The organism is Shinella sp. (assembly GCF_052438155.1).
GTDB lineage: Bacteria > Pseudomonadota > Alphaproteobacteria > Rhizobiales > Rhizobiaceae > Shinella.
Genome location: NZ_JBQVPI010000020.1, coordinates 38,071 through 62,801 on the forward strand (window position 1 = coordinate 38,071; position 24,731 = coordinate 62,801).

A 24,731-nucleotide genomic window follows, 5' to 3' on the forward strand; every position below is an offset into this window, starting at 1 on the left:
CGCCTGCCTCCGGTCGCGGATGGGAGGGGCCAGTGACGCATCTCATTGAAATGTCCGGAATATCCAAGGCGTTCGGCGGAAGTGCTGCGCTCAGGAACGTGTCGCTGGCGCTCGCACCCGGCACGGTGCATGCCCTGATGGGCGAGAACGGCGCCGGGAAATCGACGCTAATGAAAATCCTTGCCGGCGTGCACCAGCCGGATAGCGGCGAAATCCGGCGCGCGGGCCGAACGGTCAGTTTCGCCAATCCGCGCGCAGCCCTTGCCGCCGGCATATCCACGGTGTTTCAGGAACTCTCGCTGCTGCCCAACATGACGATTGCGGAAAACCTGTTTCTCGGACGCGAGCCCATTGGCCGCTTCGGCAGCATCGACCGGCGGCGGATGCGCGAGGAGACGAAGGGAGCGCTTGCCCGCCTCGGCCTCACGCTCGATCCGGATACATTGGTGTCGGAACTTTCCATCGCCGAACGGCAGTTCGTCGAGATCGCCCACGGCATCGATGCGGACGCCGACATCTTCATCCTCGACGAACCGACCGCCGCGCTCAACGCGGCGGATGTCGAGGTGCTCAACCGCCACATCCGTGCGCTGCGCGATGAGGGCAAGGCCGTGGTCTACATCTCCCACCGCATGGACGAGATTTTTGCGATCTGCGACGTGGTGACGGTGCTGAAGGACGGCCAGCTGGTTGGCACGCGACCGCTCACGGACATCACGCCATCCGCCTTGATCGCGATGATGGTCGGGCGTGAACTGGAAGCTCTTTTCCCCGAACGCAGCGATACGGCCGGAGACGCGGCCCTGTCGATTTCCGGGCTACGGCTGGAGCCGGATGCACGGCCGTTTTCGCTTGTCGTTCGCAAGGGCGAGATTGTGGGGCTCGCGGGGCTCGAAGGACAGGGACAGCAAAAGGCGTTGCGCGCCCTGATTGGGCAGTTCGCGCCGGTCGAGGGGACATTTACCCGTCGGGGCGAAACCATGCGCCTTCCGGTGCCGAAGGAAAGCGGTGTGCGCCGATGGCAGGCCCGCGGCGGCGCCTTCGTGCCGGAGGATCGCAAGGACGAAGGATTGTTCCTCGGCCATTCGGTCGGCCAGAACATTGCCATGGCGCTCCATGGCGGACGATCCGCAATACGGCCGGCGAAGCGCTATCGTGATGTGATCGCGCAGACGATGCAGCGATTGGGCGTCAAGGCAACGGGTCCGGCCGCGATAGTCGGTGCGCTCTCCGGCGGCAACCAGCAGAAAGTGCTGCTCGGCCGCTATCTTGCGACCGACGCCGATCTTCTCCTCATCGAGGAGCCGACACGCGGGGTCGATGTTGGCGCCAAGGCGGAAATCTACCGGATCCTGCGGGATTTCGCCAAGGCGGGCGGTGCAGTGCTGGTGCTCTCCCGCGAGACGCTTGAGCTGATCGGCCTTTGCGACCGCCTCTATGTCATCCACGACAACACCATCGTGTCCGAAATGCAGGCCGGCGAAGCGACCGAGCACGGCATTCTCGACGCGGCTCTCAGCACATGACGGATCGGAACGCCCGATGACCCCTTCCCCTTCCGCCATTCTGGGCAAACTTCTCACCGGTCGCGGCAGCCGGCAGGGCCTTTGGCTACTTCCGCTTCTCATCACCCTCGCCATGGTCCTTTGGCTGGCGGCAACGACCAGCCAGTTCGGCCAGTGGAACAATCTTGCCAACCTCGTCGCCCAGGGCATGCCGCTCCTCATCACGGCGGTCGGGCAGATGTTCGTCGTGCTCGTCGGCGGGCTGGATCTCTCCATCGGCTCCGTCGTCAGCTTCACGACGGCCATTCTGGCGCTCGACCTGCCGGCCGGCATCACCATTCCCGGCGTCTTCATCTTCGCGGCACTGATCGGTGCCACCAACGGCTACTGCGTCACGCGGCTCAATGTGCATCCGATCGTCGCGACGCTCGCCACGCAATATGTCGTGCTCGGCATCACCCGCGTGCTGCGGCCGGTATCGGGCGGGTCCGTGCCAGAGGTCGTGCGCTGGGCGGTGGACGGCTCGGTCGCTGGCATTCCGTTTCCAGTCTTCTGGGGCATTGCGACGATCCTGATCGCCTGGAAACTGCTCTACGGTTCGCGTTACGGACTGCATCTCTTTGCCATCGGCGGCGGCGTTGCATCCGGTTCGACCGATGCCGCGCGCAATTTCGGCATCCCCGCCAGCCGCAACATTCTCCTGGCCTATGTGGTCTGCTCGTTGTTTGCCGCGCTGGCCGGCGTCTTCCTGGCCGGGCGCATCGTCTCGGGCGATCCGAATGTCGGCCTGTTCATGGAGCTCGATGCGATCACGGCGGTGGCGATCGGCGGCACGCAACTGTCCGGCGGCGTCGGCAGCCTGCACGGCACGATCGTCGGGGTTGCGGTGCTGGCGCTCCTCTCCAACGGCATGAACCTGCTCAACGTCACGCCTTTCGTGCAAACGGCAATCAAGGGCATTCTGCTTATGGCCGTCGTGGCGCTTCAGTCGCGCAAGAAGATCGGACTCTGACCCATGTCGGCCCTCGTCAACTCTCCCCTCCTGCGCCGGATTTCCAAGGTCCCGCCATCCTATTACCTGCTCGTCATTCTGCTCGGGATCCTGTTCGTCGCGCGTCCGCAGATGCTCAATTCCAATGTGCTCGGCGTCTTCGTGCGTCAGGTCGTTCCGCTCGGCATCCTCGTGCTCGGCCAGCTGCTGGTCATGCGGGTGAAGTCGATCGATCTGTCCGGCGGCGGCGTAATCCTGCTGATCAACTATTGCATCTCGTCCGGCATTTTCCCGGGCGCCTCGCTCGGCTTCCATGTCGGGCTGGCGCTTGCGATCGGTCTCTCGATCGGCCTCTTCAACGGCGTGATGGTGGCCCGGCGCCGTGTTTCGGCGGTCATCGTCACGCTTGCGCTGAGCATCGTGCTCGTGGGCTTCGTGCAGTATCTTTCGAGCGGCAAGCCGCCGGGCGATGTCCCGACCGTTTTCAACGATCTGTTCAACACACGCTTTCTCGGGTTGCCGAGCCCCGTGATCTTCTGGATCGGCCTCACGGCGCTGATGGCATTGCTTCTCTCGCAGACGGTCTTCGGACGTTTCGTCACCGCCGTTGGCGAGAGCATGCCGGCTGCCCACTTCTCCGGCGTGCCGGTGGAGCGCACGGTGATCCTCGCCCATACGCTCGCCGGCCTGATGGCGGCCATCGCCGCCCTCGTCCAGACCGCGTCCATCGCCGTCGGCAGCGTGCGCGTCGGGCTCGACCTGCCGATCCTCTCGGTCGCCGCCACCATTCTGGGCGGCGTCGTCTTCGGGCGTGGCGAGGGAGGTGTCTGGGGGCCATTTTTCGGCGTGTTGTGCTTCGCCTTCCTCTTCGTCGTGATGACGATGTTCGGCGTCGGCGATGCCGGCAAACTCGTCGCCCAGGGGCTGATCATCCTGCTTGCAGCCATTTTCTACGGCCTGCGCGCCGAAAAATAACAATCAACCAGCCATTCAAGGAGGTCGTTAATGGCGGAGAAACGTTCAATCCTGTGCTTCGGGGATTCACTGACATGGGGCTGGATTCCGGTGAAGGAATCCGCCCCGACACTGCGCTATCCCTATGAGCAGCGGTGGACCGGCGCCATGGCAACACGGCTCGGCGCGGACTATCATATCATCGAGGAGGGACTCAGCGCCCGCACCACCAGCCTCGACGATCCGAATGACGCAAGGCTCAACGGCAGCGCCTATCTGCCGGCGGCACTCGCCAGCCACCTGCCGCTCGATCTCGTCATCCTCATGCTGGGCACCAACGACACGAAATCCTATTTCCACCGTACGCCCTACGAGATCGCCAACGGCATGGGCAAGCTCGTCGGCCAGGCCCTGACCTCTACCGGCGGCGTCGGTACGCCCTATCCCGCGCCGCGCGTGCTCGTCGTTGCCCCGCCGCCGCTGGCGCCGATGCCCGATCCCTGGTTCGAAGGCATGTTCGGTGGCGGGTATGAAAAGTCGAAGGAGTTGGCCGGGCTCTACAAGGCGCTCGCCGCTTTCATGAAGGTCGAGTTCCTGGCCGCCGGCGAGCACGTCTCAACCGATGGTGTCGACGGCATCCATTTTTCTGCGGAAACCAACATCCGGCTCGGAAACGCGATCGCGGCGAAGGTCGAGACGCTGTTCTGAGAAAAGCCACTCCGGCGCCTCCCTTGTCGGAGTGGCTTTATGCTTTGCCTGCGGCTATGCCAATCAAGGCATCCGGATCACGGCGATCCAGGAAAAGCCGCGATGCAGCCGTTTCGCTTCGCTGCGTCCGGCATGGGCATCGACCAGTTCGGTGGCAAAGTCGAACAGGTCGGCGCGTGGCGTCACATGGTGCCAACCGAGCCAGGTAGTCACGGCGCTTTTGAACCAGCCGGGCAAGCCCTGCATGTCGCCAAAATCGGCGATATGCAGCTCCCCGCCCGGGGCAAGGCGGGCGGCGGCCTCCGTGACGACCTTCTGCCATTGCGGGATCATCGATACGGCGTAGGAGATGAAGATGCGATCGTAGCTGCCCTGGCCGAAAGCCACTTGCGGGTCGAAAGCGGCGGCGTCCGCTCTGGCGAGGCGTATCCTGCCGTCGAGGCCGGCGCCCGCGACGGCCTTTTCCGCTGCCGTGAGCATTTCCTGGGAGATGTCGATGCCGTGGAACCGGGCCTCAGGATAGAGCCCAGCAGCTTTCACGAGATTGCGCCCGGTGCCGCAGCCGATCTCCAGCACCGAACCGCCCGGTGCTGGTCGGAGGCCGGCAAGCAAGGGATCTCGGCCGAGCAGGTAGTATTTTCGCGTGGCGTCATAGATGCCGAACCGCCGCTGCCAGCGGTAGATGCGGTCCATCAGCAGCGCATGATCGGATAGCGCGTTCATCGGCGCTCACCCCTTGAATTCATAGAGGTGGAAACCGCCGTAGATCGACGAGCGGTCCTTGTCGTGCAGCGCACGCGATTCCGCGGCGTGGTAGGCCCAGCGATCGAGGATGGTGTCGGCGACACGGCCGGGCAGCAGGCTTTCCGCAGGCGCCGTGCGGAAGATGACGCGCGCGCCGGGGGCGGCGGTGCGGGTGATCTCGCTCCACAAGGCGTTGAGCTGCGCATCCGTCATCCAGTCCTGCGCGTCGAGCAGGATGAAGCGATCGACGGATTGAGGCGCTTTTGCCGCGAGGAACTCGGTCAGCGACGTGTTGGTGATGGAGACGCGGCCGGCGCGGCTGCGCACCGCCTCGAAATTCTGCCGGGAGAGATAGGGCGGCAGTGGCGCAAGTTCTCCGCTGCCATAACCGCGCCCGAAGGCCTGCCAGGCGAAATAGTTTTCCGAGAGCGGGAAGCCGCAGGCGAGTTTTTCGACGCGCTGGCGCAGGATCGACGCCATGTCGCTGCCGGCGCCCGAAAGCGCTTCATATTGCTGCGGCGGAATGCCGAGCCCGAAGAGCGAGCTTTTCCGCCCCGTCGCCCAGCGGACCAAACGCTTTTCAAACAGCGGTGCCAGCGTTTCGTCGAAGAAGCGCTTCTGGTCCTCGATCGTACGCGCCTTGAGCAGACCGCGCGGATCGGCGCCGTAAAGACGGGCCATGGTATGGCCGAGGCCGATGAAACCGCCAAGCAGGCCGTGACGATAGAGGTGGCGATGGAAGATGGAGATGCGGCGGCGGCCGGTGACGGTCCGGCTTTCCCAGTAATCACGGGTCTCCGCATCGAGGTGCGGCCGAAGATAGTGCTGGTAGGCGTCGAGGTTCCGGCGGTCGTCGCCCTGGCCGTAGAACCGGTAGAACGTCTCGTAGTCCGGCAGGTGGGCGGCGGCGGTCAGTTTCAGGCGGTTGAAACAGACATGCGCCGGGTTGAGATCCACCGCCTCGATGCGGGCGGGATCAGCGACGAGATAGGAAAGTGCATTACAGCCGCCGGACGCGATGGTAACGATGCTGTTGCCCGGCACGATCTTCAGCGCAGCCATGTCGACGTCGGGATCTTCCCAGATCTGTGCGTAGACGAGATTCCGGAAAAGCCGGGAGAAGACATATTCGGACATTCCGGAGGCGGAGAGCAGCGGATTGCGGCGAACGGCGCGGTTGAGGCGCTTGCCGACCCCGTCCTTGCGCGCTGCGGTCGGGGAAGGAGCGGGAGAGATCACCGTTTCGATCATCAGGGTTTCCTACGCTGGAATGTCCGTCCTCACCCCTCGACGCGACGGGCGGGACGGCGGCGAAGTGCGCATGCCCGTGCGGTGAAGGACGAGGATCGGTGCGAAACCTGTCTGGGCTGTTCCCATCTCGATCGTCACGATCACCGAACGGCATGGGGCAGCGTTTCAACAGATCGCCATGACACCCGCATGACATCGGCCATTCTGTCCACAGGACGGTGCCCAATGCATACTCATCGCCGTTTCGTCATCGCTCAGCGCAGGAAGATCAGGCCCATGCCGATGACGACGAGGGCGGCACCAGCCCAGGCCCCGCCGGCCGGCCGCTCGCCGGTCTTCAGCCACAGCATTGGCAGGATCATCACCGGCGAGGTGGCCGAGAGCGTCGAGATGATGCCGACCTTGCCGCCCGATAGCGCAAAGAGCAGCAGCGTCATGCCGATGGCAAGCGCGAGCACCCCGGTCAACGCGGTCATTGCCGCGATTTTGAACGTGAGCGGCCCTTTCGGTTTGACGGAGGGGATGGGCAACTGGGTCAGGACGCTGAGGCAGAGCGCGGCAATGCCGACGCGCAGCAGCGAGGCGACGAAGGGGTCGATGCCGGTCGCCATGACAGGGCGCACGAGGATGGAGCCGATGGCCTGGCCCGTCGCGGCGCCCAACCCCAGCAGGACACCGATCGACAGCGGCCCCTTGATCGTCTCCCATTCATGCATCTGTGCCCGCCGCTTGCCGAAGAGAATGGCGAGGAACACCCCTGTGGCCGTCAGCGCAATCCCCGCCATGGCCGGGGCCGGCAGGGCTTCGTCGAGGACCAGCCAGCCAAGCAGGGCGGCAATCGGCGCATTCAGCGCGAAGAGGATTCCGGAGCGGCGCGGGCCGAGCCGGTTCAGCGTGGCGAAGAGCAGCGTGTCGCCGACGAAGATGCCGATCAATCCGGACAGCAGCAGCGGACCGATGCTTGCCGCATCCAGCTCCCGCCATGTGCCGGTCGCCAGCACATAGAGGGCGAGAAGACCGGTGACGAAGATCTGGCGGACCCGGTTGAAGGTGGGCGCGCCGAGATGGCCGGCAGGGCCTGCCGAGATCAGCCCCGTCATGGCCCAGCAGGTCGCGGCGCCGAGCGCGGCAAGTTCGTGAATTGGCATTGTGTTCCGATCGGTCGATTATATGCTGGTGGACAGTACATGTCCGTGATTCGCGTTAAAGCGCGCACAAACGGCTCGCGTCCAGTGCCATGTCTGTTGAATGAACTGAGTGCTTGGAAGATTTGCTGCCTTCAATATCCAAGCTTGCATTCACTTTCTGTTTACAGCGAAGGCGGGAACAAATTTCTGCTGCATTCAGTTTAAAAATTAGGGACGGCAGACTGGAAAAAAGATATACTGTTCGGTGACCGCAGGAGGGTTCCATGAGAACCACTGACAGCGATGTTTTCGACCTCTTTTCAAAAACTTACGCGAGTACCGCGCAGGAGGAGCTGAGCCTCCAGGAATACCTGCTGGCGTGTCGCGACGATAAAAGCATGTATGCCACCGCGCCGGAGCGAATGGTGACGGCGGTCGGCGAGCCGAAACTGATCGACACCAGCGCGGACGAGCGCCTTGGCCGCATTTTCGGCAACCGGACCATCAAGATCTATCCTTCTTTCGCCGATTTCTACGGCATGGAAGACACAATCGAGCGGATCGTCGGCTATTTCCGCTACGCCGCCCAGGGGCTCGAAGAGCGCAAGCAGATCCTTTACCTGCTGGGACCGGTGGGGGGTGGCAAATCCTCGCTCGCCGAACGCCTGAAGAAGCTGATGGAAGAGCAGCCGATCTATACGCTCGCCATCGACGGCAAGATCAGCCCGGTTTTCGAATCGCCCCTCGGCCTGTTCAGCCGCGAGCGCATGGGCGATCTGCTGGAGGACAAATACGGCATTGCCAAACGGCGGCTCACGGGCCTTATCTCACCCTGGACGACAAAACGGCTCGACGAGATCAGCGGCGATATTTCGCGGTTCAGCGTCGTCAAGGTCATGCCTTCCCGGCTGCGCCAGATCGCCATCGCCAAGATAGAGCCCGGCGACGAAAACAACCAGGACGTCTCGACCTTGGTTGGCAAGGTCGATATCCGCCAGCTCGAAAACTTCAGCCAGGCCGATCCCGACGCCTATTCCTTCAGCGGCGGCCTCAACCGCACGACGCAGGGCCTGCTCGAATTCGTCGAAATGTTCAAGGCGCCGATCAAGGTGCTGCATCCGCTGCTCACCGCCACGCAGGAAGGCAGTTATAACGGCACGGAAAATTTCGGTGCCTTCCCCTATCAGGGCATCGTGCTTGCTCATTCCAATGAATCGGAATGGCTGCAGTTCAAGCACAACAAGAACAACGAGGCTTTCCTCGACCGTATTCTGGTGGTCAAGGTGCCCTATTGCCTGCGCATCACCGAGGAGCGGCAGATCTACGAAAAACTGCTGCGCGAGAGCGAACTTTCCGCCAGCCCCTGCGCGCCGGAAGTGCTGGAAAACCTCAGCCGCTTCACCGTCGCCACGCGTCTCGCCCCGCATGAAAATTCGCCGACCTTTACCAAGATGCGCGTCTATGACGGCGAGAACCTCAAGGATACCGATCCCAAGGCCAAGTCGCTGCAGGAATATCGCGATGCCGCCGGCGTCGACGAGGGCATGACCGGCATCAGCACGCGCTTCGCCTTCAAGGTGCTGTCCGAGACCTTCAATTACGACACCAAGGAGGTCGCGGCCGACTCGGTCCATCTGATGTACATCCTCGAACAGGCGATCCGCCGCGAGCAGTTTCCCAAAGAGGTCGAGGCGAACTACATCGATTTCATCCGCTCGGAGCTGGCGAGCCGCTATGCCGAGTTCATCGGCCACGAGATCCAGAAAGCCTATCTCGAATCCTACAGCGAATATGGCCAGAACCTGTTCGATCGCTATATTTCCTATGCGGATGCCTGGCTGGAAGATCAGGATTTCAAGGATCCCGATACGGGCCAGATCCTCAACCGGGAGATCCTCGACAGCGAGCTGTCGCAGATCGAAAAGCCCGCCGGCATCGCCAACCCCAAGGACTTCCGCAACGAAGTCGTGAAATTCACCCTGCGTGCCCGAGCCCGCAATGGCGGGCGCAATCCGGCCTGGACGAGCTACGAAAAGCTGCGCGAGGTCATCGAAAAGCGCATGTTCGGGCAGGTCGAGGATTTGTTGCCGGTCATCAGCTTCGGCTCGAAGAAGGACAGCGCGACAGAGAAGCAGCACGCCGAATTCGTCGACCGCATGACCGAGCGTGGCTATACCGTGCGGCAGGTCCGGCGGCTGGTTGACTGGTACATGCGCGTCAACAAGGCTGGCTGACACCGAAACGGGAGTCGGCCCATGCCGAATTTCATCGACCGCCGGCTGAACCCGAAGGACCGCAGCCTCGGCAACCGGCAGCGTTTCCTGAAGCGGGTGCATGACGAGCTGAAACGCTCGATCCGTGATCAGGTCCGCTCCGACAAGATCGTCGATGTGGACGCCGCCCATGGCGTGCCCGTGCCGAAGCGCGGTGCCGACGAACCGAGTTTTCGCAACGGCTCGACCAGCGGCGAACGGCATCATGTTCTGCCCGGCAACGAGAGTTTTTCGGCGGGCGACCGGATCGGCAAGCCCGACGCCGGCGGCGGCCAGGGCGCCGGTCGCGGCCCCGGTCGAGGCGAAGGCGACGACGATTTCCTCTTCATCCTCTCGCGCGACGAGGTGCTTGATCTTTTCTTCGAGGATCTGGAGCTTCCCGACATGGTCAAGCTCAACCTCAAGGAAACGGTGACCTACAGGCTGCACCGCGTCGGCTTCACCACGGCAGGCACGCCGAGCAACATCAATGTCGGGCGCACGATGCGCAACAGTTTTGGCCGGCGCATTGCGCTCCACCGCCCGAGTACAAAGGAATATCAGGCGGTCGCCGACGAGATCGCGACGTTGGAAAACGAGCCGAACCCTTCCCAGCCGCAGCGCCGGCGGCTTGTGGCGCTGCGCGAAGAACTGGAGGCGCTGGAGCGGCGGCGCAAACGCATCGCCTATGTCGATCCCGTGGACGTGCGCTTCAACCGCTTCGAACGCCAGCCGCTGCCGAACGCCTGTGCCGTGATGTTCTGTCTGATGGACGTTTCGGCCTCGATGGGCGAGCGGGAAAAGGATCTCGCGAAACGCTTTTTCGTTCTCCTGCACCTCTTCCTCAAGCGCCGCTACGAGCGCATCGACATCGTCTTTATCCGCCACACGGACGAGGCGCACGAGGTGGACGAAGAAACCTTCTTCTTCAGCAAGCAGAGCGGCGGCACGGTGGTTTCGACGGCGCTCGAGGAGATGCAGCGGATCATCCTGGACCGCTACCCCTCCAATATCTGGAACATCTACGCCGCGCAGGCTTCCGACGGCGACAACGCGACGGGCGACTCCGAGCGCTGCGCAGCACTTCTGCGCGACGAGCTGATGAAGCTCTGCCAGTACTATGCCTATGTCGAAATCATCGACGAACGGGAGAGCGAGATTTTCGGCGCGACGGATAACGGCACCTCGCTCTGGCGTGCCTATCGCAAGGTCGATGGCGCGGTGCCGAACTTCCAGATGACCCGTATTGCCAGACCCGCCGATATCTATCCGGTTTTCCGCAAACTCTTTGCCCGGCACAAAGCCGTGCAATTCAGCCGGTGAAGGGCGGGAACATGGCAAAACGGCCCCCGTCCTCCCTGCTGTTCAGTGGTTCCGAATGGAATTTCGCAACGCTTTCGCGCGCCTACGAGGCCATCGAGGAGATCGCCGTCGGCGAAATGGGGCTGGATGTCTATCCAAACCAGATCGAAATCATCTCCTCCGAGCAGATGCTCGATGCCTATTCCTCCATCGGCATGCCGCTGATGTATCAGCACTGGTCCTTCGGCAAGCGCTTCGTGTTCGAAAGCCATTTCTACCGCAAGGGGCGCCGGGGGCTCGCCTATGAGCTGGTCATCAATTCCAATCCCTGCATCACCTATCTCATGGAAGAAAACACCATGCCGATGCAGGCGCTGGTGACCGCGCATGCCGCCTTCGGCCACAACCATTTCTTCAAGAACAACTATCTCTTCCGCCAGTGGACCGATGCCGGCGCGATCCTCGGCTATATGGATTTTGCCAAGAAATACATCACCCGATGCGAGGAGCGGCACGGTATTGCCGCCGTCGAGGAAATCCTCGATTCAGCCCATGCGCTGATGGATCAGGGCGTGTTCCACTATCGCCGCCCGCCGCGGCTTTCGCCGGCAAAGGTGACGGAACGGGCGCGCGAAAGGCTGGAATACGAGGAACAGACCTATAGCGATCTTTGGCGGACATTGCCGATGGCAACTGGCAGCGCCGGCATAGAAGAAGCGGAGGAGGAGGCGCTGGAACGCAAGAAAGTGCTGAACCTTCCGGAAGAAAACCTGCTGTATTTTCTGGAAAAACACAGCCTGATCCTGGAGCCCTGGCAGCGGGAAATCCTGCGGATCGTTCGCGTCATCGCACAGTATTTTTACCCGCAGGGCCAGACCAAGGTGATGAACGAGGGCTGTGCGACCTTCGTGCATTACACGATCATCAACCGGCTGTTCGATCAGGGCAGGATGAGCGAAGGCGCCATGCTGGAACTCCTGGCGAGCCATGCCAATGTCGTCTTCCAGCCCGGTTTCGACGATCCACGATTTTCCGGCATCAACCCCTATGCGCTGGGTTTTGCGATGATGCAGGATATCGAGCGTATCTGCATGACGCCGACCGCGGAGGACAAGGACTGGTTTCCCGACATTGCCGGCAATGGCGACGGGATGGGCACGCTGATCGACGCCTGGGAAAACCACCGCGACGAATCCTTCGTCCTGCAATACCTGAGCCCGGCGCTGATCCGCAAATTCCGCCTGTTCCACCTCTCCGACCGTGCCGCCGACCGTTTCTGCGAGGTCGCCTCCATCCATGACGAGCGCGGTTATGCGGCCGTGCGCGCCGCGCTCGCGCGCAACTACGATCCGAGCACCCACCGCCCGGATATCCAGGTGGTCGACGTCGATCTCCTCGGCGACCGCCAGCTTCGATTGCGGCACGGGATCCGCAACGGCATCCTGTTGGACGAGGCCGAGCGCGACAGGACCCTTGCCCATGTCCGCCGGCTTTGGGGCTATGGCGTCAGCCTGGCAGGTGTGGACGCCGCGACCGACAAAGTTCTCTACGAATGCTCTTCGGCGCAGACATAGCCATAAAAAAAGCCTCGCAGGCTGCGAGGCGTTTTGGGTGCGCCGGCCACGGAAACGTGGCCCGCCTATCTTTTAGGCACGCGCCTGAGCGCATGCCGGGATTGCTCAGCCGAGGACCAGAAGGCCGGCAACGGCAGAGCGGATGTTGGCGCGCGAGATGCCGAGGTCCTGCAGGGCGCGGTCGTCGAGGGCGCTGAGTTCGCGGACGGCACGGCGTTCGGCGGCGTTCTTCTTGAGCTTTGCGAAAACGTTCATGATCAACTCCTTTGTGTTGAGCTGTAGATAGTGGATCATGTGCTCAGAAAAAATGCATATGCACGCAGTGTAGGCATGCGCTTTTTGCATGACGCCGCCTACTGGTGCTGCTCGGCCGCCGCTGCACAATTTTTGACCAACAAAAAACGCCCCGCAAAGTGCGGGGCGTTCTGTAAGCTGGCCGATGAACGCGGCCGCCTGTTTCAGCCGGCGCGTTCAGGTGCCCATACGAGGGGTTAAGCGGCCTCGCGCTTTTCGATATCGGTCGGAACCAGCGAGATCGTCTTCAGGATCTGCGAGGCGATCTGGTAGGGGTCGCCCTGCGAGTTCGGACGGCGGTCTTCCAGGTAACCGCGGTAGCCGCTGTTGACGAAGCTGTGGGGCACGCGGATCGACGCGCCACGGTCAGCCACGCCGTAGCTGAACTGGTGGATCGACGCCGTTTCGTGTTTGCCGGTCAGGCGCATGTGGTTGTCCGGACCGTAGACGGCGATGTGGTCGGCGCGCGCTTCCGCGAAGGCGCCCATCAACTCTTCGAAATAGTCCTTGCCGCCGACTTCGCGCATGTATTCGGTCGAGAAGTTGGCGTGCATGCCCGAGCCGTTCCAGTCGGTGTCACCGAGCGGCTTGCAATGGTATTCGACATCGACGCCATACTTTTCGGTGAGGCGCTGCAGCAGGTAGCGGGCAAGCCAGATTTCGTCGGCCGCCTTGCGCGAGCCCTTGCCGAAGACCTGGAATTCCCACTGGCCCTTGGCCACTTCCGCGTTGATGCCTTCATGGTTGATGCCGGCAGCAAGGCAGATGTCCAGATGCTCTTCGACGATCTTGCGGGCGACGGTGCCGACATTGCAGTAGCCGACGCCGCAATAGTACGGGCCTTGCGGTGCCGGGAAGCCGGCTTCGGGAAAGCCGAGCGGACGGCCGTTCTGGTAGAAGAAATATTCCTGCTCGAAGCCGAACCAGGCGCCTTCGTCCTCGAGGATCGGCGCGCGCGTGTTGGACGGATGCGGCGTCTTGCCATCGGGCATCATGACTTCGCAGAGGACGAGGACGCCGTTCTTGCGCTCGGGATCGGGATAGACGGCAGCGGGCTTCAGCACGCAGTCCGAGCTTTTGCCTTCGGCCTGCAGGGTCGACGAGCCGTCGAAGCCCCAGAACGGAAGCTGCTCAAGCGTCGGGAATGCGTCGAACTCCTTGATCAGCGTCTTGCCGCGCAGGTTCGGGGTGGGCTGGTAGCCGTCGAGCCAGATGTATTCGAGCTTAAACTTAGTCATTTCGTTCTCTCACGTGACGCTGGTTCCAAGGCTGCCGGGCATTTCAAAACCTGCACGACAGCCGCTGCCTGTTAAAAAGCATGAAACGTGCCAAGTCGGAATCGGGGCCGGGAATCGTAAAAAATCGCTGTTCGACCGCCCGTCAGGGCCAGCGTTACGACGTGGCCGCGCAAGAAAGAAGCGGATTGCACAAAAAATAGGCTACGTGCGATGACCTCTAAGGCAGTGGCTCAAATCATAAGCCCCGTGCGGCTGCCTGCCGTCAGCCGGCAGGCGCAGGCTTGGCCTCCAGGGTTTTCTGCCGATCGGCATAGACGCGGGCGAGCCAGGCGCAGACCATCAGCTGGATCTGGTGGAAAAGCATCAGCGGCAGCACGATTGCGCCGATCGACTGGCCGGCGAAGATGACGCTCGCCATCGGCACACCGCTGGCGAGGCTCTTCTTCGAGCCGCAGAAGACAGCGGTGATACGGTCTTCGCGGTTGAAGCCGAGCAGCTTGCCGCCAACGCTGGTGATGACGAGGACCACCGCGAGCAGCAGGCTGTCGATGACGAGGAGGAGAGCGAGATCTTCCACCGCCAGCCTCTGCCAGATCCCCTCTGTCACCGCCTCGGAGAAGGCGAGGTAGACGACCATGAGGATGGAGCCGCGGTCGAAAGGGGTCAGCAGCTTCTTTTTCGAGCGCACCCAGTTTCCGATGAAGGGTTGCAGCAGTTGGCCGGCGATGAACGGCAGGAAGAGCTGCAGCATGATCTTCCAGACCATATCAAAGGACACGCCGACATGGCCGCCCGCCGAAAACAGCAGGGCGACGAGGGCGGGTGTCAGGAAAATCCCGAGAATGTTCGACGTCGAGGCGGCGCAGATCGCGGCCGGCACATTGCCGCCGGCAATCGAGGTGAAGGCGATCGACGATTGCACCGTCGATGGCAGGACGCAGAGGAACAGCAGGCCGAGATAGAGCGGCTGGTCGATAAGCCAGGGCGAGAAGAGGCCAAGGCCGAGGCCGAGCAGCGGGAAGATGGCGAACGTCGTGACGAGAATGAAGAGTTGCAGGCGCCAATGCAGGAAACCGGCAACCACCACGTCGGTGGAGAGGCGCGCGCCGTGCAGGAAGAACAGGAGGGCGATGGCGATGTTGGTGGCGACGCCGAACCACTCCGCCGCCACACCGGAGATCGGCAGCAGGGAGGCGAGGATGACGGCGCTTATGAGGAGCCAGGTGAAGGTATCGGGAAGAAGACGTTTCATCTCTGTGCGCTTCGCTTGAGGTCTCGACAGGCGCGTATTTTTAGCTATCCTATTTTGCGATGCAAACAATAAGGCTTATCATGGATCGTGATATGCTTGATCTCGTCCAGTTGCGCAGCTTCGTCATGGTGGCCCAGACGAAAAGCTTTACGCTTGCCGCCGAGCGATTGAAGCTCGGCCAATCGACGGTCAGCCAGCACCTGCAACGGCTGGAGCGCGGGCTGGCGCGACGGCTCATCGACCGCGACACCCATGTGGTCCGGCTGACGGCGGATGGGGAGGCGCTGTTGCCGCATGCCCGCCAACTTCTCGCGCTCGAGCGGCAGGCGGCCGCACAGTTCGAGGTGGATGCACCGCGCGGACCGTTCCGCTTCGGCATCTCGGAGGATCTCGTCAGCGGTCAGTTGCCGGGGCTGCTGGAGGACTTCATCGCCGACTATCCCTCCGTCGATCTCCAGCTTTCCGTCGCGCTCTCCAAGACATTGGCCGAAATGCAGGATCGCGGTGAGCTCGACCTCGTCATGGCCAAGCGCCGGATCGGCGAACAGCGCGGCGATGCCATCCTGCGCGAACCGCTCGTCTGGCTCGCCAGCGATCCGGAAGCAGTGCTGGCAAAACCGGTATTGCCGCTCATCGTGTTCCCGCCGCCGAGCCTGACGCGCCTGCTTCTGATGGAAGCGCTGGACCGCAGCGCGACGCCGTGGCGCATCGTCTGCTCGTGCCAGAGCCTCAGCGGCCTGACGGCAGCGGCACGGGCCGGCATGGGGGTGCTCGTCCAGCCGCGCAGCCTGGCGCCCGCCGGCCTTCGCGAGATTGTCCCGCCGGCTTTGCCCCCGTTGGAGGATGTGGAGTTCGTCCTGGTGACATCGCGCTCGGCCGACCACGCCACCGTCACCGCCTTCTCGCGCAAGGTGCGCGACCGGTTCGGCAAGGGCTTTGCCCTGCGACATGAAACATCCTGATACAGCGCCACAACAGGCCTGCTTGAGAACACTGATACCCGGAGGAAACAACAAAATGCGCAATTTCGAAAAGCCGACGCGATCCGTCGCGGTGTCCCGACAGGCGATGGCTGCGACCTCGCATCCGTCGGCGACGCTTGCGGCGCTCCAGATCATGGACGCCGGCGGCAATGCCATGGATGCCGCCATCGCCGCCTCGGCCGTGCAATGCGCCGTCGAGCCCGGTTCGACCGGCATCGGCGGCGATTGTTTCGTGCTGTTCGCTCCAAACGGCTCCGACCAGGTCATCGCCTATAACGGATCGGGCCGCACGCCGGCAGCGCTGACGCTCGACTGGTTCACCGAGCGCGGCCTTGACGAGGTGCCCCGCCAATCGCCCGCCTCGGTGACGATCCCGGGCGCCATCGACGCATGGACGCGGCTCCATGCCGATCACGGCCGGATGCCCTTTGCCGACGTGCTCGCACCGGCCATCCGATTTGCCGAAGACGGTTACGGCATCAGCCCGCGCGTTCACCGTGACTGGTCGCTGGAGGAGACGGTCCTGGCCGCAGACCCGACCGCCGCGCGCATTTTCCTGCCGGGCGGGCGGGCGCCGCGGATTGGCGAAGTGCACCGCCAGCCGGAGCTTGCCGCGACCCTGAAACGCATCGCCGCCGAGGGGCGCGACGGCTTCTATACCGGTCTGGTCGCCGAGGACATGGTCACCTACCTGCGCTCGCTCGGCGGACTGCACACGATGGAGGATTTTGCTGGCGCACGGGGTGAATACGTCACGCCCGTCACCACCGATTTTCGTGGGTATACGGTGCACGAATGCCCGCCGAACGGACAGGGCATCATCGCGTTGCTCATCCTCAACATCCTGAGCCGCTTCGATGCCAAGGGCGATCCGCAATCACCCGACCGGCTCCATATCGAAATCGAGGCGACACGGCTTGCCTATGCCGCGCGCGATGCATGGATCGCCGATCCGGACAAGGCGGACGTGCCGGTGGAGGAGATTCTCTCGGATGACCTGGCCGACCGGCTGGCGGCGATGATCGACCTGCGCCATGCCCTCACCGATCTGCCGTCCTTCGACATGCCACTACATCGCGACACGGTCTATATTTCCGTCGTGGATCGCGACCGCAACGCCGTCAGCTTCATCAACTCGGTGTTCTACAGTTTTGGCACAGGCCTGGTCGCGCCGCGTTCAGGCGTGGTGCTGCACAATCGCGGCCAGAGTTTTTCACTGAAGCCAGGCCATCCCAACGTGGTCGCGCCGCTGAAACGCCCCCTGCACACGATCATTCCCGGCATGGTGACGCGCGGCGGCCGGGTGGAGATGCCTTTCGGCGTGATGGGCGGCTACTACCAGGCGATGGGCCACGCGCACCTTCTCTCCAAGGTCTTCGATTACGGCATGGATCTCCAGGAGGCGATCGACCTGCCGCGAGTGATGCCACGCCCGGAGGGAACGCGCGTGGAGGCCGAATGCACGCTGCCAACGACGACGACGGATGAGTTGACGCGCCGCGGCTTTGATCTCGTTCCGGCCGAGGATCCCATCGGCGGTGCGCAGGCGATCCGCATAGATTGGGAAAATGGAACGCTGATCGGCGGCTCGGAATCGCGCAAGGATGGTATCGCGCTCGGCCTTTGAAGGGACGCCTGTCAGGCAGAGCCGGTGATGCGGTTGAGGACGCGATCCAGTGCCTGCTTCAGCGCATCCGTTCCGCCCTTGCGGTCGAAATCCTGGAAAACCTGCTCGTTCAGGCCGCCCTTGGTGGCGAACTCGTGGCTTAGCGCGATGAAGTCGGTCCCTTTGTCGGCGAGAAGCGCCGTCTCCGAGAGGCTGGAAAACAAGGGAGCGAGATAGGCCCGGCCCTTTTCTTCCGGCAGGCCGTTATCCGCGAGCCATTCGGTCGCGCGGTGCATGATGCCGAAATAGGTGGCCATCAGGGCACTGACCGCAGCGAGCAGGTCGTATTCCGCTTTCGTCTCGCATTCGACGGCATTGCCGAGCACATTGAAGACGGCGCCTGTATCCGCGTCCGGCGGATAGACGGCGGTAACGCCCTTGCGCCGTGCGACGAAAGGCAGGGGGATCGCCTGGGAGAGCCGCACATCCGCACCGATCCAGTCGAGCAAAGCGGACCGGCCAGTGGCGGCGATGACGCTGATCACCGCCTGACCATCGCGGAACCGCAGGGGGCGAATGACCTCCTCGGCGATCTGCGGGCGGATCGCCAGCACGACCATATCGCAGCCGTCGACGATCGCCTGGTTGTCCCCAGAAACGAGCACGGCCGGGAAATCGGCGGCGAGCCTGGCCGAAATGTCGGCGCTGCGTTGGGACACCATGACATGCGGCACGGCCGCGGGCTCGGCGAGAAGGCCGCGCACCATGGCGTCGGTGATGGCGCCGGTTCCGATGAATCCGATTTTCTGGGGCAAGGGCATGATAATTATTCCGCAGCAGCAAGGGGACCGAAGGAGACTTCGGTGGTGTAGTTTTCGCGCAGGAACGCGATGAAATTGTCCTGGAACTGCCGCGTGTGGGCGTGCGCCAGCTCGTCGGCCAGTTCGACATTCTTGGCGCGGATCGCTTCCAGCATCGACTCGTGCTCATCCGTCAGAAGATAGCCGTCGCCGGTGCGCTCCAGATATTCGAAATGCAGGTGCAGCATGCGCTGACCCTGGTTGAGCAGTCGCTCGTAGAAGGAGGCGAGATAGGCGTTCTTGCCGGCATAGGCGACGGCCATGTGGAACTGCTTGTTGGCCTCCGACATCTTCAAGTGCTGGCCGGTCTTCACCGCCGCCTCGAATTCCTTCTGCCGCTTGGCGATGATTTTGAGGTCCGCGTCCGTGCGCAATGCCGCGGCAAGCCGGGTGTTCATGCGCTGGGCGACGTCGAGCGCCTCGACATATTTCGGAAAGCTCGCAACTTCGATGGGCGCGACGATGGTGCTGCGGTTGGAGAGCGTCACCACCAGGTCCTCGCCGGCAAGGCGGATCAGCGCCTCGCGCACCGGTGAGCGCGACATGTCGAAGCGCTCGGCCAGCGTCGTTTCGTCGAGCAACTGGCCGGGCGGCAGGATCAGCGCAAGGATCTCGTTGCGCAGCGTATCGTAGACGCTTTTCCAGCCGGTGCCGCGCACCCGTTTCATTTCAATTTCGTCAGACACTTACGTCCCTTTCCGCATTTCACGGCCATTGGGCCAGAAAAACCGGCGCGCAGCAATCGTAAAATTTCCGCTTGACTTTGTCGACACGCAGACGACATAAATTATCCAGTCGACACGGAGCCGACACAAAAAGACGAGAAAAACGGCCAAAGCCGACGGGTGGAACCGCGCGTCACACGCGCTCAAAAATGGGGAATGCACATGTTTTCGAAAGTGATGACGTCCGCTCTGCGGGCGACGGCCGCGCTCGCCCTGGTGGCGGGTCTTTCGACCACGACCGCCTCGGCCCAGACGGCTGAGGGATACTGGCAGGGCATCCAGAAGAGCGGCACGTTGCGCTGCGGCGCCGCCGTTGCCCCGCCCTATGTGATGCGCGATCCGGCAAGCGGCGAATATTCCGGCTTCTTCGCCGATCTTTGCCGCGAGTTTGCCGAAGTACTCAAGGTCAAGCCAGAATTCGTCGATACGACCTGGGATAACATCGTTGCAGGCCTTCAGGCCGGCAAATGGGACGTGTCGCTGGCGCTGAACCGCACACCGGCCCGCGCCATGGCGGTGCAGTTTTCCATCCCGGCGATGGAGTACCAGATCTCGCTTGCCTACAACAAGGATAACCCGAAGGTTCCAGCGGGTGCTGCCGCCGTCGCCGATATCGACAAGGCGGATGTCACGCTTGCCGTCATGTCCGGCACCGCGCAGGACAAGGCGATCTCTGCTGCCGTCAAGAATGCGACGATCCTGCGCCTGCCCGGCAATGACGAGACGCGCCTTGCGGTCGTCTCACGTCGTGCGGACATCCTGGTCGATGCCTCGGATACCAACCAGCTCTTTACCCAGTCGAACCCGGATTGGGCCGTCGCACTAAACCCGACCCCGGCGCTCGCCAGACAGGGCGTCGCCTTCGGTCTGCCGCACCAGCTGTCGGCTTCGGATGTCGAGGTGGTCAACATCTTCCTCGAGGAGCGGGTCGCGACCGGTCATGTAGAGGCGCTGATCAAGAAGGCCGTCGACGACGTGCTCAAGGCTTCCAACTGATCGATCGGGAGGCCGGGTTCGCCCGGCTTCCCGCCAACGCCCCGCTGGAGAAACCGCATGACCGCCGCATCTGCTCCGCTTGTTTCCATACAGTCGCTGCACAAGAGCTACGGCCCGCACATTCAGGTGTTGAAGGGCCTCGATATCGAGATGAAGCCGGGCGAGCGCGTCGTCGTTATCGGTCCTTCGGGTGGCGGCAAGTCGACGCTGCTGCGCGTGATGATGGGCCTTGAAAAGATCGACAGCGGCGCCATCACCTTCGGTGGCAAGCCCTATATCTCCTCATCCGGCCTGGAGGCGAAGACGGTCATCGACACCGAGGTACGCCGCTCCATCGGCATGGTGTTCCAACACTACACGCTGTTTCCGCATTTGAGCGTCATCCAGAACCTCGTGCTCGCCCCTTGCAAGGTGCGCGGCGAGAAGAAGGCGAGCGCCACACAGCGGGCGCAGGCTTTGCTCGAACGCTTCGGCCTCGGTGCCAAGGCGAATGCTTTCCCCGCCCAGCTTTCCGGCGGACAGAAGCAGCGTGTCGCCATCGCCCGTGCGCTGATGCTCGATCCGAAGCTGATGCTCTTCGACGAGGTGACCTCGGCGCTCGATCCGGAACTGGTGGCAGAGGTCGAGCAGGTCATCCTGCAGCTTGCGAACCAGAACCTGCCGATGATGATCGTCACCCATGACATGTGGTTCGCCAAGAACATCGCCTCGCGTGTCATCTTCTGCGCCGGCGGCGTGGTGGTCGAGGACGGCCCGCCCGAGCAGGTGCTGGGCGCGCCGCGCGAGGAGCGCACGCGCGAGTTCATCGACCGCGTCTTCCACATCAAGCAATAGGGGGCGACGGTGAACTATACGTTCGATTTCAACGCCGTCTCGCTCGGCCCGCTGCTCGAGGGCCTCGTCGTCACGCTGGAGTTGACGGTCGCGGCCAATCTCATCGGCGTCATTCTCGGCTTTCCGCTGGCGCTTTTGATCATGAGCCGCATCGCCGTCATCCGCTGGCCGGCGACGCTCTTTGTCGAGTTCTTCCGCTGCACGCCGGCGATCGTGCAGATCGTCTGGTTCTTCTATTGCGTGCCCATGCTGTTCAACGTCTTCCTGGGTTCGATGACGATGGGTATTCTGGCGCTCGGCCTGAACCTCATGGCCTTCAACGCCGAGGCTTACCGCGCTGCTATCCAGGCCGTGCCGCGCGAACAGCTCGATGCCGGCATCGCGCTCGGGCTCAATCCGTTCCAGCGCGTGTTCCATATCGTGCTGCCCAATGCGCTGCGCGCCTCCATTCCCGTGCTTTTGACCAATGGCATCGTCATCTTCCAGCAGAGCGCGCTGGTCGCCATCGTCGCGGTGCAGGACCTCATGTACCAGGCGAAAACGCTGGCCACCGAGACCTACCGGCCGATCGAGACCTTCACCATTGCGGCGCTGATCTATTTCGCGGTGTCGTTCCCCGTCACGCAGGTTGTCGGCTGGCTCGAACGCCGCCGCCAGATCCTGACGACCTAGGAGGAAAACATGGCGCTCGATTTCTCCGTTCTTCTCCGCTTCCAGGAAGCGCTCGCCGTCGGCCTCTGGACGACGGTCAAGCTGACGCTGATCTGCGTCGTGCTCGGTTGCTCGCTCGGTTTCCTTGTCGGTCTCGCCCGAACCTCGCCGAGCATCATTGTCCGCGGCATCGCCAGCATCTATGTCGAATTCTTCCGCGGAACGCCGGTGCTGATCCAGCTGTTCTGGATCTTCTTCTGCCTGCCGCTGGTCCTCGGCGTCGAACTCTCGAACCTCGCCTCCGGCGTCATCGCGCTCACGCTCTATATGGGCGCCATCACCAGCGAAACGTTTCGGGCGTCGCTGAAGTCCGTCGGCCGCGAGCAGCTGGACGCCTGCATTGCGCTCGGCCTGCCGCGCCACGTTCAGGTGCTCAATGTGATCCTGCCGCAGGCGGTGCTGCGCGCCATTCCGACTCTGCTGTCCAACTGCGTCAGCCTGTTCAAGGAAAGCGCGCTCGTCTCGGCCGTCGGCATGACCGACCTGATGTTCGTCGGCCAGAATATTTCCAACAACACGGCCCGACCCGTCGAGGTGCTGACCATTGTCGCCCTCATCTACTTCGCCATCGCCTTTCCGCTGACGCGCGCCGTCACGCTCGTCGAAGGCCGCATCCTCAAGAAACTCGCCATCTAGGAGAAAGACCATGAAACTGTCCGGCGTCATGCCCGCCCTCGTCACCCCCTTCGACGCCAACAACCGGGTCGATTTCAAAGCATTCGAGAAGCATCTTACCAGCCTGCGCGCTGCCGGCGTCACCGGCTGGGTGCCGATGGGCTCGACCGGCGAATACTTTTCGCTGTCGAATGAAGAGCGTGAAGATGTGCTGACATTCGTCAAGGATTTCGCCATCGAGGGCGAAGCACTGATTGCCGGCACCAACGCGCCCGCCACCCGCGAGGTCATCGAGAATACGCTTCGCGCCAGGGAAATCGGCTACGACACCGTGCTACTCGCCACGCCCTTCTACACACGCCCGACGCAGGAAGAGCTGCTTGCCCATTACCGAGCCGTGCTCGATGCCACCGACATCAATCTCATCATGTACAATTACCCGCCAAAGGACGGCATCGAGATCGGCTTCGATCTAATGGATGCGCTCGCCGACGACCCGCGCGTCATCGGCATCAAGGAGAGCTCGGGCGTACTGCAGCGCGCCGTCGATATCCATGCCCGCTACAACGGCCGCATCGACCTCATCTCCGGCTCGGACGATATCGCGCTCGACTTCATGTTCTGGGGCGCCGATTGCTGGATCTGCGGCCCGGCCAACTGCATGGCCGCCGCCTGCGTCGATCTCGACCGCACCTTCCGCTCGGGCGACCTTGCCAAGGCGCGGGAGAAGATGACGGTGCTCTACCGCGCCATGAACATCCTGGAGAGCGGAAAATTCGTGCAGAAGATCAAGTATGGTTGCGAGCTCCAGGGCACGCCGGTCGGCACCTGCCGTGCGCCGCTCGGCGAACTGACCGAGCAGGAAAAGGCCGATTTCCGCGCGGCTATCGCGCCGATCCTCAACTGACGATACCGAGCCGGAGGCCATCGCCTCCGGCACCCCTTCGCAGGAGCATATCCGTGTCATCCATCGCCGTCGTCGGCGCCGGCATCATCGGCACCACCATCGCCTACGCCCTCCAGCGTCGCGGTTTCTCCGTGACGCTGGTCGACCGCGATGCGCCCGGCAGGGGCGCCTCCTACGGCAACATGGCGAGCATCGCGGTCACCGAGTTCATGCCCGCCTCGCGTCCCGGTGTCTGGGCGCAGATGCCGAAATGGCTGCTCGATCCCGAGGGGCCGGTGCGCATCCGTCCCGCCTATATGCCGAAGCTCGTGCCGTGGTTCCTGCGTTTCCTTTCGGCCAGCCGGCCCTCCAGGCTGCGCGAGCTGGAGGCCGCCGGAGCCGCGCTGTGCGGTCGCGTCCATGAGGATCTCGATGCCCTGTTGAAGGAGACCGGCCTCACGCATATGCTGAGCGCGGAAGGTTGCCTCAGCCTCTATGCCGACGAGGCGGAATTCCGCGCCGATCGCGAACACATCGAAATCCTTGAACGCTACGGCTTCCGCCACGACGTCCTCGGCGGCAATGCCATCCGCGATCTCGAACCGGCCTTGACGACGAAGATCGCCAAAGCCGTGCGCTTCCCCGACAATCGCTCCATCGCCGATCCCTATAAACTGGTGACGGCGCTTGCGGCGCAGTTTCAGGCCTTGGGCGGCGTGATTCAAACCGGCGACGTTGCCGGCTTCGAGGAAGATGACGGGAGCGTTTCGGCTCTGAGGCTGGCCGATGGCCGCCGTCTTGCCGCCGATCGTGTCGTGCTGGCGGCCGGCGCCTTTACCGGGCGCCTGTCGAAACTGCTCGGCGAGCCGATCCCGCTCGAGACCGAGCGCGGCTACCACGCGCAGATCATGGCGCCGGGTATTTCCATGCGCCACTCGATTATCTGGCCCGCCCGCGCCTTCATGGTGACGCCAACGGCCGGCGGCATCCGCGTTGGCGGCACGGTGGAGATGGCCGGCCTCGATGCGCCGCCGGATTATCGCCGCGCCAAAATATTGGTGAAGCGCGCGAAGGAAGCGCTGCCGGATCTCAAGGCGGAAGCGACCAGCGAATGGATGGGCCATCGCCCGGCGCTGCCGGATACGGTGCCGGTCATCGGCCCCTCGGCAAAGCGCAGGAACGTCTTGTATGCTACCGGCCACGGCCATCTTGGCCTCACCTATGCCGCCACGACCGGCCGGCTGATAGCTGACCTTGTAACGGGTGCCACGCCGCCCATCGATCTCAAACCTTACCGCGCCGACCGTTTCTGAAAGGACTACC

The 24,731-nt window shown here is 62.9% G+C and carries 23 protein-coding genes; 15 read left to right on the forward strand and 8 right to left on the reverse strand.

The features are described from left to right. Window positions 1-32 precede the first annotated feature (32 nt). The 4 genes from ACT6VE_RS25960 to ACT6VE_RS25975 are packed head-to-tail and all read left to right on the forward strand — an operon-like array spanning window position 33 to window position 4,158. Window positions 33-1,526, forward strand: a complete 1,494-nt coding sequence (locus ACT6VE_RS25960; protein WP_444801221.1) for a sugar ABC transporter ATP-binding protein — start codon at window positions 33-35, stop codon at window positions 1,524-1,526. A gap of 16 nt (window positions 1,527-1,542) precedes the next feature. Beyond that, window positions 1,543-2,517, forward strand: a complete 975-nt coding sequence (locus ACT6VE_RS25965; RefSeq protein ID WP_444801222.1) for an ABC transporter permease — start codon at window positions 1,543-1,545, stop codon at window positions 2,515-2,517. 3 nt (window positions 2,518-2,520) lie between these two features. Continuing rightward, window positions 2,521-3,471 (forward strand): ABC transporter permease, encoded by a 951-nt coding sequence (locus ACT6VE_RS25970; RefSeq protein WP_444801223.1) that lies wholly within the window; start codon window positions 2,521-2,523, stop codon window positions 3,469-3,471. 30 nt (window positions 3,472-3,501) lie between these two features. Beyond that, complete coding sequence (locus ACT6VE_RS25975) at window positions 3,502-4,158, forward strand: SGNH/GDSL hydrolase family protein (protein WP_444801224.1); 657 nt, start codon at window positions 3,502-3,504, stop codon at window positions 4,156-4,158. Window positions 4,159-4,221: 63 nt separating this feature from the next. On the opposite strand, the gene ACT6VE_RS25980 is transcribed toward ACT6VE_RS25975, so the two are convergent. The 3 genes from ACT6VE_RS25980 to ACT6VE_RS25990 form a co-directional block, all read right to left on the reverse strand. Next, window positions 4,222-4,881, reverse strand: a complete 660-nt coding sequence (locus ACT6VE_RS25980) for a class I SAM-dependent methyltransferase (RefSeq protein WP_444801225.1) — start codon at window positions 4,879-4,881, stop codon at window positions 4,222-4,224. 6 nt (window positions 4,882-4,887) lie between these two features. Continuing rightward, window positions 4,888-6,153 (reverse strand): DUF3419 family protein, encoded by a 1,266-nt coding sequence (locus tag ACT6VE_RS25985; protein WP_444801226.1) that lies wholly within the window; start codon window positions 6,151-6,153, stop codon window positions 4,888-4,890. A 254-nt stretch (window positions 6,154-6,407) separates the two neighbouring features. Next, on the reverse strand, window positions 6,408-7,301 hold the full coding sequence (locus ACT6VE_RS25990; RefSeq protein WP_444801227.1) for a DMT family transporter: 894 nt from the start codon (window positions 7,299-7,301) through the stop codon (window positions 6,408-6,410). A 263-nt stretch (window positions 7,302-7,564) separates the two neighbouring features. Here ACT6VE_RS25990 and ACT6VE_RS25995 point away from each other — a divergent pair, with 263 nt between their 5' ends. Genes ACT6VE_RS25995 through ACT6VE_RS26005 form a run of 3 tightly spaced genes read left to right on the forward strand, consistent with a single transcriptional unit; the run spans window position 7,565 to window position 12,408 of the window. Next, window positions 7,565-9,514 (forward strand): PrkA family serine protein kinase, encoded by a 1,950-nt coding sequence (locus tag ACT6VE_RS25995; RefSeq protein WP_444801228.1) that lies wholly within the window; start codon window positions 7,565-7,567, stop codon window positions 9,512-9,514. A gap of 21 nt (window positions 9,515-9,535) precedes the next feature. Next, window positions 9,536-10,855 (forward strand): YeaH/YhbH family protein, encoded by a 1,320-nt coding sequence (locus tag ACT6VE_RS26000; protein ID WP_444801229.1) that lies wholly within the window; start codon window positions 9,536-9,538, stop codon window positions 10,853-10,855. 11 nt (window positions 10,856-10,866) lie between these two features. Then, window positions 10,867-12,408, forward strand: a complete 1,542-nt coding sequence (locus ACT6VE_RS26005) for a SpoVR family protein (protein WP_444801230.1) — start codon at window positions 10,867-10,869, stop codon at window positions 12,406-12,408. Window positions 12,409-12,513: 105 nt separating this feature from the next. On the opposite strand, the gene ACT6VE_RS26010 is transcribed toward ACT6VE_RS26005, so the two are convergent. The 3 genes from ACT6VE_RS26010 to ACT6VE_RS26020 all read right to left on the reverse strand — a co-directional run bounded on the left by ACT6VE_RS26010 (window position 12,514) and on the right by ACT6VE_RS26020 (window position 15,192). After that, window positions 12,514-12,663 carry a DUF1127 domain-containing protein gene (locus ACT6VE_RS26010; RefSeq protein ID WP_083243217.1) on the reverse strand — a complete coding sequence of 50 codons (150 nt, stop codon included), beginning with the start codon at window positions 12,661-12,663 and terminating at the stop codon, window positions 12,514-12,516. 236 nt (window positions 12,664-12,899) lie between these two features. Continuing rightward, window positions 12,900-13,940 carry a glutamine synthetase beta-grasp domain-containing protein gene (locus ACT6VE_RS26015; protein WP_444801231.1) on the reverse strand — a complete coding sequence of 347 codons (1,041 nt, stop codon included), beginning with the start codon at window positions 13,938-13,940 and terminating at the stop codon, window positions 12,900-12,902. Window positions 13,941-14,202: 262 nt separating this feature from the next. Continuing rightward, complete coding sequence (locus ACT6VE_RS26020) at window positions 14,203-15,192, reverse strand: bile acid:sodium symporter family protein (protein ID WP_444801232.1); 990 nt, start codon at window positions 15,190-15,192, stop codon at window positions 14,203-14,205. 92 nt (window positions 15,193-15,284) lie between these two features. Here ACT6VE_RS26020 and ACT6VE_RS26025 point away from each other — a divergent pair, with 92 nt between their 5' ends. Beyond that, window positions 15,285-16,154, forward strand: a complete 870-nt coding sequence (locus ACT6VE_RS26025; protein WP_444801233.1) for a LysR family transcriptional regulator — start codon at window positions 15,285-15,287, stop codon at window positions 16,152-16,154. 55 nt (window positions 16,155-16,209) lie between these two features. Further along, a complete protein-coding gene (ggt, locus tag ACT6VE_RS26030) occupies window positions 16,210-17,802 on the forward strand; it encodes a gamma-glutamyltransferase (RefSeq protein WP_444801234.1) in 1,593 nt (530 codons plus the stop codon). Window positions 17,803-17,813: 11 nt separating this feature from the next. Here the strand turns inward: ggt and ACT6VE_RS26035 are convergent, their stop codons facing one another. Together ACT6VE_RS26035 and ACT6VE_RS26040 are read right to left on the reverse strand one after the other, a co-directional pair. Beyond that, window positions 17,814-18,602 (reverse strand): pyrroline-5-carboxylate reductase, encoded by a 789-nt coding sequence (locus ACT6VE_RS26035; protein WP_444801235.1) that lies wholly within the window; start codon window positions 18,600-18,602, stop codon window positions 17,814-17,816. 5 nt (window positions 18,603-18,607) lie between these two features. Further along, entirely contained in the window at window positions 18,608-19,327 is a 720-nt protein-coding gene (locus tag ACT6VE_RS26040) for a GntR family transcriptional regulator (RefSeq protein ID WP_444801236.1), read from the reverse strand. A gap of 201 nt (window positions 19,328-19,528) precedes the next feature. On the opposite strand from ACT6VE_RS26040, the gene ACT6VE_RS26045 reads away from it, so the two are divergent. Genes ACT6VE_RS26045 through ACT6VE_RS26070 form a run of 6 tightly spaced genes read left to right on the forward strand, consistent with a single transcriptional unit; the run spans window position 19,529 to window position 24,721 of the window. Continuing rightward, window positions 19,529-20,362, forward strand: coding sequence for a substrate-binding periplasmic protein (locus ACT6VE_RS26045; RefSeq protein WP_444801237.1), 834 nt, complete (start codon window positions 19,529-19,531; stop codon window positions 20,360-20,362). Window positions 20,363-20,419: 57 nt separating this feature from the next. After that, window positions 20,420-21,196: an amino acid ABC transporter ATP-binding protein gene (locus ACT6VE_RS26050; RefSeq protein WP_444801238.1), complete on the forward strand. Its 777-nt coding sequence runs from the start codon at window positions 20,420-20,422 to the stop codon at window positions 21,194-21,196. Between the two features lie 9 nt (window positions 21,197-21,205). Next, window positions 21,206-21,868 (forward strand): amino acid ABC transporter permease, encoded by a 663-nt coding sequence (locus ACT6VE_RS26055; protein ID WP_444801239.1) that lies wholly within the window; start codon window positions 21,206-21,208, stop codon window positions 21,866-21,868. A 9-nt stretch (window positions 21,869-21,877) separates the two neighbouring features. Beyond that, the gene (locus tag ACT6VE_RS26060; protein WP_444801240.1) at window positions 21,878-22,543 is read left to right on the forward strand and encodes an amino acid ABC transporter permease; all 666 of its coding nucleotides are present in this window, start codon (window positions 21,878-21,880) and stop codon (window positions 22,541-22,543) included. A gap of 10 nt (window positions 22,544-22,553) precedes the next feature. Beyond that, entirely contained in the window at window positions 22,554-23,429 is an 876-nt protein-coding gene (gene dapA / locus ACT6VE_RS26065; RefSeq protein WP_444801241.1) for a 4-hydroxy-tetrahydrodipicolinate synthase, read from the forward strand. Between the two features lie 53 nt (window positions 23,430-23,482). Beyond that, window positions 23,483-24,721 carry an NAD(P)/FAD-dependent oxidoreductase gene (locus tag ACT6VE_RS26070; protein WP_444801242.1) on the forward strand — a complete coding sequence of 413 codons (1,239 nt, stop codon included), beginning with the start codon at window positions 23,483-23,485 and terminating at the stop codon, window positions 24,719-24,721. Window positions 24,722-24,731: the final 10 nt, after the last annotated feature.